This window comes from Spiroplasma sp. BIUS-1, assembly GCF_010365805.1.
In the GTDB taxonomy this organism is placed as follows: domain Bacteria; phylum Bacillota_I; class Bacilli_A; order Mycoplasmatales; family Mycoplasmataceae; genus Spiroplasma_A.
Map to the genome: position 1 here is coordinate 1 of NZ_CP048386.1, position 13,623 is coordinate 13,623.

At 26.3% G+C, this 13,623-nt stretch carries 11 protein-coding genes and 1 other RNA gene; all 12 read left to right on the top strand.

Features of this window, described 5'->3' with window-relative positions; all coding sequences use genetic code 4:
* The gene (gene dnaA / locus SBIUS_RS00005) at nucleotides 1–1,332 is read left to right on the top strand and encodes a chromosomal replication initiator protein DnaA (protein ID WP_203352882.1); all 1,332 of its coding nucleotides are present in this window, start codon (nucleotides 1–3) and stop codon (nucleotides 1,330–1,332) included.
* A gap of 132 nt (nucleotides 1,333–1,464) precedes the next feature.
* A complete protein-coding gene (gene dnaN, locus SBIUS_RS00010; protein WP_162684475.1) occupies nucleotides 1,465–2,589 on the top strand; it encodes a DNA polymerase III subunit beta in 1,125 nt (374 codons plus the stop codon).
* A 65-nt stretch (nucleotides 2,590–2,654) separates the two neighbouring features.
* Complete coding sequence (gyrB, locus tag SBIUS_RS00015) at nucleotides 2,655–4,559, top strand: DNA topoisomerase (ATP-hydrolyzing) subunit B (protein WP_162684476.1); 1,905 nt, start codon at nucleotides 2,655–2,657, stop codon at nucleotides 4,557–4,559.
* 21 nt (nucleotides 4,560–4,580) lie between these two features.
* Complete coding sequence (gene gyrA / locus SBIUS_RS00020) at nucleotides 4,581–7,013, top strand: DNA gyrase subunit A (protein WP_162684477.1); 2,433 nt, start codon at nucleotides 4,581–4,583, stop codon at nucleotides 7,011–7,013.
* Between the two features lie 2 nt (nucleotides 7,014–7,015).
* A complete protein-coding gene (gene serS, locus SBIUS_RS00025) occupies nucleotides 7,016–8,281 on the top strand; it encodes a serine--tRNA ligase (RefSeq protein ID WP_162684478.1) in 1,266 nt (421 codons plus the stop codon).
* 99 nt (nucleotides 8,282–8,380) lie between these two features.
* Nucleotides 8,381–8,478, top strand: an RNA gene (gene ffs, locus SBIUS_RS00030) — signal recognition particle sRNA small type.
* A gap of 18 nt (nucleotides 8,479–8,496) precedes the next feature.
* Nucleotides 8,497–8,922, top strand: a complete 426-nt coding sequence (locus tag SBIUS_RS00035; RefSeq protein WP_162684479.1) for a deaminase — start codon at nucleotides 8,497–8,499, stop codon at nucleotides 8,920–8,922.
* Nucleotides 8,923–8,956: 34 nt separating this feature from the next.
* Entirely contained in the window at nucleotides 8,957–10,939 is a 1,983-nt protein-coding gene (gene dnaX / locus SBIUS_RS00040; RefSeq protein ID WP_162684480.1) for a DNA polymerase III subunit gamma/tau, read from the top strand.
* Nucleotides 10,939–11,505: a toprim domain-containing protein gene (locus SBIUS_RS00045; RefSeq protein WP_162684481.1), complete on the top strand. Its 567-nt coding sequence runs from the start codon at nucleotides 10,939–10,941 to the stop codon at nucleotides 11,503–11,505. Before dnaX ends, SBIUS_RS00045 begins: the two co-directional genes overlap by 1 nt.
* 19 nt (nucleotides 11,506–11,524) lie before the next feature.
* Nucleotides 11,525–12,154 carry a dTMP kinase gene (gene tmk / locus SBIUS_RS00050; protein WP_162684482.1) on the top strand — a complete coding sequence of 210 codons (630 nt, stop codon included), beginning with the start codon at nucleotides 11,525–11,527 and terminating at the stop codon, nucleotides 12,152–12,154.
* Nucleotides 12,154–12,900 (top strand): hypothetical protein, encoded by a 747-nt coding sequence (locus SBIUS_RS00055; RefSeq protein ID WP_162684483.1) that lies wholly within the window; start codon nucleotides 12,154–12,156, stop codon nucleotides 12,898–12,900. Before tmk ends, SBIUS_RS00055 begins: the two co-directional genes overlap by 1 nt.
* The gene (locus tag SBIUS_RS00060) at nucleotides 12,900–13,622 is read left to right on the top strand and encodes a tRNA1(Val) (adenine(37)-N6)-methyltransferase (RefSeq protein WP_162684484.1); all 723 of its coding nucleotides are present in this window, start codon (nucleotides 12,900–12,902) and stop codon (nucleotides 13,620–13,622) included. Before SBIUS_RS00055 ends, SBIUS_RS00060 begins: the two co-directional genes overlap by 1 nt.
* Nucleotide 13,623: the final 1 nt, after the last annotated feature.

Below are 13,623 nucleotides of genomic sequence, written 5' to 3' on the forward strand. Positions count from 1 at the left end.
ATGACAAACGTAGCTTTATGAAAAAAAATTAAAGAATGACTCATATCTTCTGACTTAATTGAACCTAATGTATACGAAGAGTATGTAAAGAATGCTTCAGTTGAAGATCTTTCAGAAAATCAAAAAGCTATAGTAGTTAGTAAAGACCTTTCTAAATACTATTTAGAAAGTATTGGTTCTGAATTAAAAGATAAAATTAGTGAAATCTTAGAAAAAGATACAAGCATTACTTTTTTATCAAAAGAAGAATTCAAAAAAGAGAAAAAAATTAGTGAAATTATAATAAAGAAGAAAAAAAATAATAAGGGTAAAGAGTTCATTTTCGAAAGTTTCATATCTGGTAAAAGTAATAGCGAAGCATTTAATGCTTCTAAAGCTGTTATAAGCAGTTTAGGAAATAAATGAAATCCATTATTTATATATGGAGATTCTGGTTTAGGTAAAACACACTTACTTAAAGCAATATGTAATGAATTAAATAGTGTAGATGAAGATTTAAATGTTAAATATTACGCATCAAACGATTTTAGAAAAGAAATCTTGGATTCATTACTTGGTGGTTTTAAAGAAATAGAACAAACTAAATTCCAAATGAATGAAATAGATGTTTTATTAATTGACGATATACAATTCTTAGCAAATAGCGGTAAAACAAATGAGATTTTTTTCAACATTTTCAACTCATTTATAGAAGAGGGTAAACAAATAGTTATAACTTCTGATAAATTTCCTGAGTTATTAAATGGTTTTGATAAAAGACTTGTCTCAAGATTTAACCAAGGGTTAAGTGTTAAAATTGAAGCACCTGATTTAGATACGGCTTTAAAAATAGTAGACTATAAAACAAATGCTTCAAATTTAAAATTGGACAAAGAATCTAAAAAATATATTGCTTCACATTTTGGATCTGATGTAAGAAAAATTGAAGGAATAATAAATAAAATAGAATTTAAATTAATACAAGATAAAGAAACTTATGGGGAAGTTATTGAATTAGATACTATCCAAAAACTACTTGAAGATTATTCATATGCCCCAGGTGGTGAAATAACTGTTCAAAAAATTAAGAATGTTGTTGCACAAAACTATGGTGTTACAGTGAAATCGATAGATGCTAAGAATAAGTTTTCAAGTGTAGTTTTAGCAAGACATGTTTCTATGTATTTAACAAATGAATTGATGAAAAAAAACTATTCAGAGATAGGTATATTATTTGGTGGTAAAGATCATACAACTGTTATAAATGCATGTAACAAAATTAAAAAAGCTTTAAATGAAGATAAAATATTTAAAGCTACTTTGAAAAAAATTAAAAAGGAAATTGTTTCTTAATTTCCTAACTTGTCATTAAGTGTTAAAATTATTTTATAAAACTCTTTACTGTTGTGACTTAAATAAAGTTATCCACATTTTAAGAGCATAATAATAATATAAATAATTAATAATAAATAAGGAGGTATTTCAATGTTCTTTAGTGTGAATAGATTGGTGTTTATTGAAGAAATTAACAAGTGTAACAGGATTATAGATCCTAAAGCTCCTACACCAAGTTTATCTGGGATATTATTAGAAGTTGAAACTGATAAGATATCTTTAATATCTTCAAACACTTCTATGTCAATAAAAACAACTATTGATATGGGTAATAGTGATTTATTAATTAAACAAACTGGAAGTATCTTAATAAGAGGTAAATATTTTTTAGAGATTTTAAGAAGAATGGATGATGATGTTATAAACATATCTAGCGTTGAAGAGAATCTTGTTTCTTTATCTGGTGAAAAATCAGAGTTTTCATTAAATATATTAAATTATGTTGACTACCCTGCTTTTGCTTTTAGAGAAAAAGGAGATAATGTTACTGTTAATAACATTGATCTTAAAAAAAGTTTGAACCAAACAATTATTTCAGTTAACGAATGAAATCAGAAAATAGTTTTGGCTGGTTTAAATTTTGCTTTAGATAATTCTTTATTTTATATAACTGGAACAGATGGTTTTAGAGTATCAAGAAAAAGAATTCAACTTCTTGGAGATATACCTGAAAAATTTGAAACTAATATACCTCATAAAAGTATTTTAGAAATAATAAAATTACTTCCTGAAAAAGGTGAATGTAAAATAGTTTCTGTTGATAGTCATGTGACTTTTATTATAAACAACACTATTTTTCAAACAACAATATTAGAAGGACAATTTCCAAATGTTAATGCAGTTTTCCCAACTGACTTTAACACTACTTTATACATGGACAATAAAAAATTCTTTAAACTTATTTCAAGAGCAGACATTCCAAGTGAAGATAATGCATCAACAGTTGTAAATTTAATTTTAAGTGATGATAGTATTTTTATTAAATCAAATATTCATCAAATAGGAAGTTTTGAAGAAGTTTTTAAAGAGTTTGAAATAAAAGGATTAGATGAACAAAATATTTGTTTTAATTCTAAATATCTAATTGATTCATTAAAAACATTTGAAACAAAAAATATAGAAATAAATCTTATAGATTCAAAAAAACCAATAGTGATATCTTCTGCTGAAGATATGAATTTGAGTCAAATAATATTGCCAATGTTTTCAAATTAACTTATAAGAAGAGTACCTTTCACTGACTTAAATGATATAATTAAGTTCGTGAGAGGTATTTTATTATGGAAGATAATAAGTATGGAGCTAGTCAAATCCAAGTTCTTGAAGGATTAGAAGCTGTTAGAAAAAGACCAGGTATGTATATTGGAAATACAAACAAAGCTGGTCTACATCATATGATTTGAGAAATACTAGACAACTCTGTGGATGAAGCGTTAGCTGGTTATTGTAATGAAATATCTATTTTTATTACAGATGAAAATGAAATAATAATACAAGATAATGGTAGAGGTATTCCAATCGATATTCACCCTAAAACAGGTAAAACAACATTGGAAACAATTTTTAACGTTCTACATGCTGGTGGTAAATTTGATGAATCTACTTATAAAGTTTCAGGAGGACTACATGGAGTTGGTGCTTCAGTAGTTAATGCCCTTTCTTTATATGTTGAAGCTATGATTTCAAGAGATGGAAAAATATATCACCAAAAGTTTTCTGAAGGTGGAACAAAGTCAAGTCAAATTAAAGAAATAGGAGTTTCTGATTCAAATGGTTCAATAATTAAATTTAAACCAGATCCAGAAATTTTTAAAGAAACTACAGAATTTGATTTCAAAGTTATTCAAGGAAAAATTAGACAACTTGCTTTCTTGAATAAAAAACTTAAATTAAATTTATATGATCAAAGAACAGATAAATATTTAACATATATTTTTGAAGATGGAATTAAAGATTACATCAAAGAAATAAATAGTGGAAAAGAAAAAGTTCATGATGAAATTTTTTATGTGTCTGATAATTCAAATGATATTGAAGTTGAAGTTTCAATTCAATATAACGAGACTTATGATGAAAATGTTTATTCATTCTGTAACAATATCTTTACATCTGAAGGTGGTTCACATGAAGAAGGATTTAAAAGTTCACTTTTAAAATCTATTAACTCATATGTGAATGACTTAAAAAACTTCAAAGGAAATAAATTTACTTGAGATGATTTAAAAGAAGGAATAGTTTCTGTTATTTCTATTAAACATAGAGATCCATTGTATGAAGGACAAACAAAAGCTAAACTTTCAAATAACGACGCTAAAGAAGCTGTATCTGAAGTTTTAAGTGAAGCTTTCAAAGAATTTTTATTAAAAAATCCAAATGATGCCAAAAAAATTATTGAGAAAGTTTTAGTTTCTCAAAAGGCAAGAAAAGCAGCACAAAGAGCTAGAGAAGATACAAGAAGAAAATCTGCTATAGATAATTTTTCATTACCCGGTAAATTAGCAGATTGTGAATCAAAAGATATTGAAGAATGTGAATTATACTTAGTCGAAGGAGATTCAGCTGGTGGTAGTGCTAAAACTGGAAGAAATAGAAAAACTCAAGCTATCCTTTCTCTAAGAGGAAAAGTTTTAAATGTAGAAAAAGTTAAACAATCAAAAGTATTTGATAATAATGAAATACAATCTATTATTGCTGCAGTTGGTATTGGAGTTAAAAATGATATAAATCTTAAAAAATTAAGATATGGAAAAATAATAATAATGACTGATGCCGATGTCGATGGTGCACATATTAGAGTTTTACTTTTAACATTCTTTTATAGATATATGAAAGAACTTATTTTGAATGGGAATATTTACATTGCTCAACCACCTCTATACAAAATAGATGCTGGTAAAAATAATGTTGATTATGCATACAATGATTTAGAGTTAGAAACTTTAAAAGAAGAAAAATATAAAGATTTAAAATATACTATTCAAAGATATAAAGGACTTGGAGAAATGGATCCAATCCAATTATGAGAAACTACAATGGACCCTGAAAGAAGAACTATGATTCAAATTAAAGTTGAAGATGCTTTCTTAGCTAATGAAGTATTCTCAAGTTTAATGGGAGAAAATGTAGATCTTAGAAAACAATTTATAACTGAGAATGCTCAGTTTGTAGAAAATATTGATATTTAGAAGATAAAGAAGGTGAATTTAATGAGCGATATCAAACATGGACGTATTTTAGAAATTGATATAAAGAACGAAGTTGAAAAAGATTTTTTAGAATACTCAATGAGTGTTATTGTAAGTCGTGCCCTTCCAGATCTAAAAGATGGATTAAAACCAGTTCATAGAAGAATCATTTATGCAATGAATGATTTAAAAATCACTTCAGATTCACCACACAAAAAATCAGCACGTATTGTTGGTGAAGTTATTGGTAAATATCACCCACATGGTGATTCATCAGTTTACGAAGCAATGGTAAGGATGTCACAAGATTTTTCATATAGATATCCTTTAGTTGAAGGTCATGGTAACTTTGGATCTATCGATGGTGATGGAGCTGCTGCTATGCGTTATACTGAAGCAAGATTGGCAAAAATTGCATCAGTATTATTGAAAGATATTGATATGGATACAGTTCCTTTCATAGATAACTATGATGCATCTGAAAGAGAACCAAAATATTTAACTGGGTATTTTCCAAACCTACTAGTTAATGGAGCTACAGGTATTGCAGTTGGTATGGCTACAAACATACCTCCACATAACCTTAGAGAAGTTACAAAAGCTATAGTGGAATATATAAAAAATGATCAAATTACAATTGATGAAATTTTACAATATATTAAAGGTCCTGATTTTCCAACTGGAGCTTTAATGACAAATGGTAAAAGTATGATTGATGGTTATAAAACTGGAAAAGGAAATTTAATCATTAGATCAAAAATCGATATTGAAGATAATGGTAAAAATCAAAGAATTGTTGTAAGTGAGATTCCTTATCAAACAAACAAATTAAAAATTGTTGAAAAGATAGCTGAACTTTATAAAAATAAAATGATAAGTGGAATATCAGATATTAGAGATGAATCTAACTATGAAGGAATTAGAATTGTTGTTGAACTACAAAAAAATTCAAATCCTCAACTTATAATTAAAAAGTTATATAAGTATACAAACTTACAATCAAGTTTTGCAATTAACATGTTATCTCTAAATAATGGAATACCTGTTGTTTTAAATATTAAAGACATAATTAAATTTTATGTTAAACATCAAATTGAAATTATTGTTAAAAGAAGTGTATTTGAAAAAAATAAATTAAATGCAAGATTACATATTTTAAATGCAATAAGAATTACTTTAGATAACATTGATGAAATTATAAAAATAATTAAAGACTCAAAAACAACTGAAGTTGCAAATGAAAAATTATTTGAGAAATTTGGATTTGATGAAAAACAATCTAAAGCAATTTTAGATATGAGACTTCAAAGATTAGTTGGACTTGAAAGAGAAAAAGTTGAATTAGATATTAAAAATATCGAAATTAGAATTTCTGAATTAGAAGAGCTTTTAGCTTCAAAAGAAAAACAAGATGATCTTCTAATAAAACAACTTGAAGATATTGCACAAAAATATGGTGATGACAGAAGAACAAAAATCATTGAAGAAGATGAAACTCAAATTGATGAGGAAGAATTAATTCAAGATTCACAAATGTTAATAACTTTATCAGAAGAAGGATACATTAGAAGATTGTCTAATGAAGATTTCAAAACACAAAAACGTGGTGGTAAAGGTGTAATTATAAATTCAACTCAAGACGATAATATAGTTATAGCTAAAGTTGGTAAAACAAAAGATGACGTATTATTTTTCACTGACGAAGGAAAAGTTTATAGAATCAAAGGTTATAACATTACTCAATTTTCAAGAAACGCAAGAGGAGTTCCTGTTATTAATTTCATAGGAATTAACTCTTCAGAAAAAGTTACATCAATTTTATCTTTAAAAGATAAAAAGAATATTTATAAATATTTATTATTTGTAACTCAAAAAGGAATTGTTAAAAAAGTTGAAATTGATGAATTTAGTAGAATAAATAATTTTGGTAAAATTGCAATCAATTTAGATGATGGAGATAAATTAGTTTCTGTTATTCCAACTGTTGGAGGAACTGAAATTTTAATTGCGTCTCAAAACGGAAAAATCATAAAAGTTAATGAGAATGATTTCAGACCAATGTCTAGATCTTCACGTGGAGTTAAAGGTATGGGTCTAGATAAAAATGACTCAGTTGTATCTTCATGTTCAAGTTATAAAAACGAATGTGTTGCAACTATATCAGAAAAAGGAATTGTTAAAAAAACACTTATAAGTGAATACAATATTTTTGGTAGAGGTGCTAAAGGTGTTGTTGGTATGAAGCTTAGTGATAAAACAGGTAAGTTTAAATCAGTTTTACCAATAAGAGAAACAGATGAAATTCTTATGATTTCATCAAAAGGAAAGATAATAAAGATTGGTGCGCAAGACATTAATCTTCAATCAAGAAATTCAACAGGAGTAATAGGTTTCAATTTAGAAGAAGATGAAACAATTACTGCATCAACATTAGAATGAAATAAAGGTGAATAAAAATGTTAGACATTAATAAAATCGAAAGTGACTTTGAAAAAGTTAGTCAAGACTTAGCAAAAAGAAATAAAGATTTTAAAAGTGAGTTAAATGAATTAGTAGAATTAAATTCACAAAGAAAAAAAATCACTTTTGAAGTTGAAGAATTGAAAGCTGAAAAAAATAAGATCTCAAAAGAAATTGGATTACTTGCAAGAGAAAATAAAAAAGAAGAAATTGAAAAATTAAAAAATGAAGTTTCTGAAATAAATAATAAAATTGAAAAACTTGATGCAAGTTTAAAAAACATTGAAACAGATTTAAATTCAAAGTTAAGCTATATTCCAAATATACCAAATGAAAATATTCCTCTTGGAAAAGATGAAGAAGACAATGTTGAAATTAAAAAATGAAACTCAGACAATTTAAAAACAAATGGAGGAGCTCATTGAGAAATAGCTTCTAAATTAAATCTAGTAGATTTTGAATTAGGTTCAAAATTATCTGGATCAAGATTTGTTGTTTATACAAACAAGGGAGCTAAAATGATAAGAGCTCTGACTGATATATTAATTTCTAGACATACACAAAACGGTTATAAAGAAATGTGACTACCATTAATTGTTAATAAAGAAAACATGTATGGTACAGGACAACTTCCTAAATTTGAAGAGGATGCTTATAAAGTTGATGATCAATATCTGATTCCAACTTCAGAGGTACCTTTGACAAATACTGTTAGAGAAAGAATTCTAGATAAAAAAGAATTACCAATGTATCTAACTGCATTCACTCAATGTTTTAGAAGAGAAGCTGGAAGTGCAGGAAGAGACACAAAAGGATTAATCAGACTACACCAATTTAATAAAGTGGAAATGGTAAAAATAACAGATTCAAAAAGCTCTTATGAAGAGTTAGAAAAAATGTTATTAGATGCAGAAGATTGTTTACAATTATTTAATCTACCTTATAGAGTTGTGGAGTTGTGTGGTGGAGATATAGGTTTCTCTTCTGCAAAAACTTATGATTTAGAAGTTTGATTTCCAAATCAAAACAAATACAGAGAAATCTCATCATGTTCAAATTGCTTAGACTTTCAAGCAAAAAGAATTATGACAAGATATAAAAACGACGAAGGAAAAAATCAGTATGTACATACTCTAAATGGATCAGGACTTGCAGTTGATAGATTATTTGCTGCAATAATGGAAAATTATTACGATGGAGAAAAACTAATTCTACCTGAAGTACTAAGACCATATTTTGGAAATGAAGAATTTTTAAAATAATGTTTCACGTGAAACATTATTTTTTTTATCAAATTGTTTCACGTGAAACAATTTGATAAAAAGCAAAATTACATTAATTTTGCTTAAAAAATGTTATTATATAAATGTCATTGTAAGGGTGACGTTCGAATTTGGTCAGGACCGGAAGGTAGCAGCCATAAGAATCTAGTGCCTTGTACAATGACTTTTTTTTGTTTTTTTTGGGAGATAAAATAATGGATAATATTTTTAATGTTTTAAATAAAGAAATAACAAAGTGTTCTAAAACTAAAGATGTTCCAGTGGCTGCTTTAATTTTAAATAATAAAAATGAAGTAATTCACAAAGACTCCAACACAAGACAAAAAAACTTTAATTTCACTGATCACGCAGAAGTTAAAGTTTTAAATAAAATTTATAAAAAGTTAAAAACAAAAAACCTAAAAGAATATACATTAGTTACAACACTAAAACCCTGTTTAATGTGTTTAACAGTTATAGAAGAAGCTAATATAAAAAAAGTTATGTACTACTTAGACAATTTAAAATGTAATTATAATAAGTTAACTACAAACATTGAATTTGTTAAGATAGGTAGTGTTGAAGAAACAGAATATTTCGAAAAACAATTAAAGGAATTCTTTTCTCAATTAAGGAAATAACTATGTAAAATATTTATGCAAGAGGAATTAAAAAATGGAAAATAAAAAATCACTTTATAGAGAATATAGACCGAAAAATTTTGATCAAGTTGCTGGTCATGAAGGTATAAAAGAAATATTAATATCTCAAATAAAATCAAATTCTTTTGGACATGCCCTACTTTTTTCTGGTCAAAGAGGTACTGGTAAAACATCTATAGCAAAAATATTTTCTAAAGTAGTTAATTGCCAAAACTTAGATAATTATAATCCATGTGACGAATGTTTGAGTTGTAAGGAATTTAACAATAACTCTCATGCAGATATTTTTGAAATTGATGCAGCTTCAAATAATGGTGTAGAAGAAATTAGAAATATAAAAGCAAATGTTTCTTTAATGCCAAGTTTTTCTAAATACAAAGTTTATATAATCGATGAAGTTCATATGTTATCTAACTCTGCTTTTAATGCACTATTAAAAACATTAGAAGAACCACCAAAGCATGTTCTTTTTGTTTTAGCTACAACAGAGTTCTCAAAAATTCCAGCCACAATAATATCAAGATGTCAGTTATTTAATTTCAAAAGAATAGCACAAAGATCTTTAGAAGACAAAATTAAAGAGATATGTAATCTTGAAGGTAAAGAGATAAGCGAAGAAGCTCTAAATGAAATATACTACATGTCAGACGGTTCTTTAAGAGATGCATTAAACTATCTAGAACAATCTTTAACTATTGCATCAGAAAAAGTAACAACAGATATTCTTAAAAAAATATTTTACATAGCTACTAAAAACGAAAAAATAAACATAATTAAAAATGTTATTGAAGGTAATTCGAAAGAAATAATTTCTTATTTTGAAAACGCAAACAATCAAGGAATTGATTTTCAAACAATGACTCTTAGTCTTCTTGATATATTAAAAGAAATAATTGAAGTTAAACTTACAGGAGATAAAAAGTTTTTAAATAATTTAAATGAAGAAGAGTTTATTTATTTTGAAAATAAACCAATAACTAAAATTTTTGAGCTTTCTGATAATATAGCAGACTCATATACAAAATCAAAAAACTCAAGTATTAGTTTTCAATACATACTTATAAATATATTAAAATCAGTAAACAAAGAAACACTTATAAGTGTTTCAAATAATACAGAAGAAAACTCTTATTCAGAACAAAATTTAAACATTCAAGAGGTACATAATAAAATAATTGTTGAAGAACCAGTTATTAAAGAAGTTGTTTCAGAAGAACAAAGAAATGACGAGAACGTTATTGAGGAAAATATTTTCGAACAACCAATGATCGAACAACCAATGATCGAAGAACCAATTGTCGAAGAACCAATTGTCGAAGAACCAATTATCGAAGAACCAAAGATTGAAGAAAAAGAAAATGAAGAACAACCTGTTGAAAGTTTAGAATCAAGAAATGAAAATGATATTCAAGAATTTTTAAATTCTGATGATGAATCAAAATTCTTGAAACTGCAAATGAAACTTCTTATATCAGAATCTAACATGTATAAAAAAGTAATTGATTTCTCAAACGATCAAATAATAAATGTTTTAGTTGGTGCTAATAAAGAAGCAAGAAATTATTTTGATAACAAATTTAATGATATATTTCAGACACAATTAATGTTGGGTGATCAAAACTTCATAGAAAACTTTATTATGTTTTACGGTTCAAAAATAACTGCAGCTAGTCAAGATGAGTTGATCCTGGTTTGTGATGAAAGAACAATTTCAAAATGAATAAACAATAAATTGCAAAATGAAAAAACAAGACAAGCTATCTTTGATTACTTCGGTATAGATGTAAAAATAATATCTATTGATAAAAAAAGATGAGCCGAAATTAAAGTGGACTTTATGAGTAGAAAACAAGAAAACAAACTTGAAGCTTACAAAAAAGTTGAAAGCAAAGATTTCTACCAGACATTAGTTTTAGAAAGTGACCAAGAAGAAAATGAATATCTTAAAAGAGCAAAAGAACTTTTAGGTAATCAAAATATTAAGGTTGTGAATTAATGGAAAAAATAATAGAAGAATTAAAAAAACTAGATGGAGTAAGTAAAAAGACAGCTGAAAAAATAGTTTTTGATTTAATAATTAATGAAGAAAAATTAGATTCATTAAGTGAAATGATAAACAAAATAAAAACCACATATAGTGAATGTGATAACTGTTTCTTTTTTAAAGAAAACAACAAATGTTCATTTTGTGATAATCAAAATAGAAACAAAAATATAATTTGTGTTGTGTCTACAAAACTAGATGCTTTAAAAATTCTAGATAGTAGTTACAACGGCATGATTCATGTTCTTAATGGAGAAATAAACCTAAATAAAAATATAGGACCTGAAAAATTAAAAATGAGTGAATTATTTGTTAGAATAAATAAAGGAATTGAATTACTACTAGCTTTAAATTTAACTTTTGAAGGTGAAGTTACTTCTAACTACATCGCAAATAAAGCGAAAGGAATAGCTGATAAGATTTCAAGAATCGCTAGAGGAATACCTCTAGGTGGAGTAATTGATTATATAGATCAAGAAACACTAAATGATGCAATTTTAAATAGAAAGAAAATGTAAATTTTAAGAGGTTACTAATATGTTATTTATTTCACTAGAAGGAATTGATGGTTCAGGTAAAACAACTATCTCAAAAATGATAAAAGATAATTTAATGCAAAAAGGATATAAAGTTCTATTGACAAGAGAGCCTGGTGGAGAACCATTGGCAGAAGAGATAAGAAGAATGATTTTAGATGAAAAAGCTAAAATAACTCCTTGAGCAGAAACTCTTTTATATGTTGCTGCAAGAAAACAACATTTAGACTCAATAATTTTGCCTGCCTTAAAAGACGGAACTATAGTAATCTGTGATAGATTTATGGACTCAACTTCAGCATATCAAGGATACGCAAGAAATATTGGTATGGCAGATGTTGCTGAATTACAAAATATAGTTTTAGGTTCTACAAAACCTGACTTAACAATATTCTTTGATATAACACCAAAAGAATCTCAAATTAGATTAATGAACAGAAAAAGAAGTGCTGATAGAATTGAACAAGAAAATCAAAAATTCCATGAAGCTGTTTATGAAGGATACCAAATTTTAATTTCTGAGAACTCAGATAGAATTAAAGTAGTTGATTCAAGAAAACCAATAAATGAAGTTTTACAACAAGTCGATTTCTTAATTGATAACGCACTTAACGAGAGAACAATAAAATAATGAAAAAAATAGAAGTATTTAAGACTGTTAATGAATTGATAAAGAACAATAAACTTTATCACTCAATAATAATCTCAAACGAAAATCAAAGCACATTAGAAGAAGTTTCTATTGAGGTTGTTAGACAAATATTTTGTTTAAACAATTCATTGGAAAATGATGATTGCGAATGATGTTCAAGAGTTATTAGTAAAAACAATTTAAATACTTTTTTTATTGGTGATGGAACAACTAAAATATCTAAAGATGAAATAAAAGAACTTATAGTAAAGTTCTCTTCATCTGGTATTGAAAATAATAAAAATAAAGTTTACATAATAAGTAATGGAGAAAATTTAAGTGAGGGAGCTTCAAATGCTATTCTTAAATTTTTAGAAGAACCTCCAAAAAACACATATGCATTAATTTTAACAAATGACAGAAATCAAATAATTTCAACTATCAAATCTAGATGTAAATTATTTTCTCTAGAGAACGAAACTGAAAAAGAAAATATTGATTCGAAGATAATTGATCTTGTAATTAACAGAAACAAAAATGCTCTTCTTGAATATTTAATAGAATTTAAAAAAATGGAAAGAAATGAAATACTAAAAAATCTTTCTGCAACATTTGAAAAAGCTATTGAATTGAATATAAAATTTTTACAAGAAACATTATTGGATACTATAAATGAAATAAAAAATTCTAATTACATAAATCTAATTTTAGAAAATCTATTTATAAAAATTTATGAGGTAATTTAATGAAAGTAGAAAACCAGGTTTTAAATTATAAGGATCTAAAAATAATTCAAGACAGCGACATGTTTAATTTTTGTATTGATTCAGTTTTGCTTTCAAGATTTTGAATTCCATCAAAAAAATATAAAAACATTTTAGACTTTGGAACAAATAATGCAATAATACCTTTAATAATTTCTAGGTACACAAAAGCAAATATAACTGGAGTTGAGATTCAAAATGAAGCTTGCAAAATTGCTGAAGAAAACATATCTCTAAATGAATTAAACTCTCAAATAACTATTTTCAACCAAGACATAAAAGAATTTGTTAAAGATAAAAACAACACATATGATCTTGTTTTTTGTAATCCTCCATTTTTTAAAATAAGTGATAATTCTAATTTGAATAAGAGAAGTGAACTTCTAACTCCTGCAAGACATGAAACAAGTATTACTTTAGAAGAAATAATTTTTTCAGCTAAGGTTGCTCTTAAAAATGGGGGAAAACTTTTAATGGTTCATCTAAGCGAAAGAATGGATGAAATCCTGTTTTTACTAAAAAATAACAATTTTTCTGTAAAGAGAATTCAATTTGTATATTCAAAAGAAGGACAAGATGCCAAAAGAGTTTTAATAGAAGCGGTTAATGATGGCAATGATGGTATGAAAATTCTTCCTCCATTAGTTATTCATAATGAAGATGGTACATATAAAGAAAATATATTAGAAATGTTCGGTGATTAAT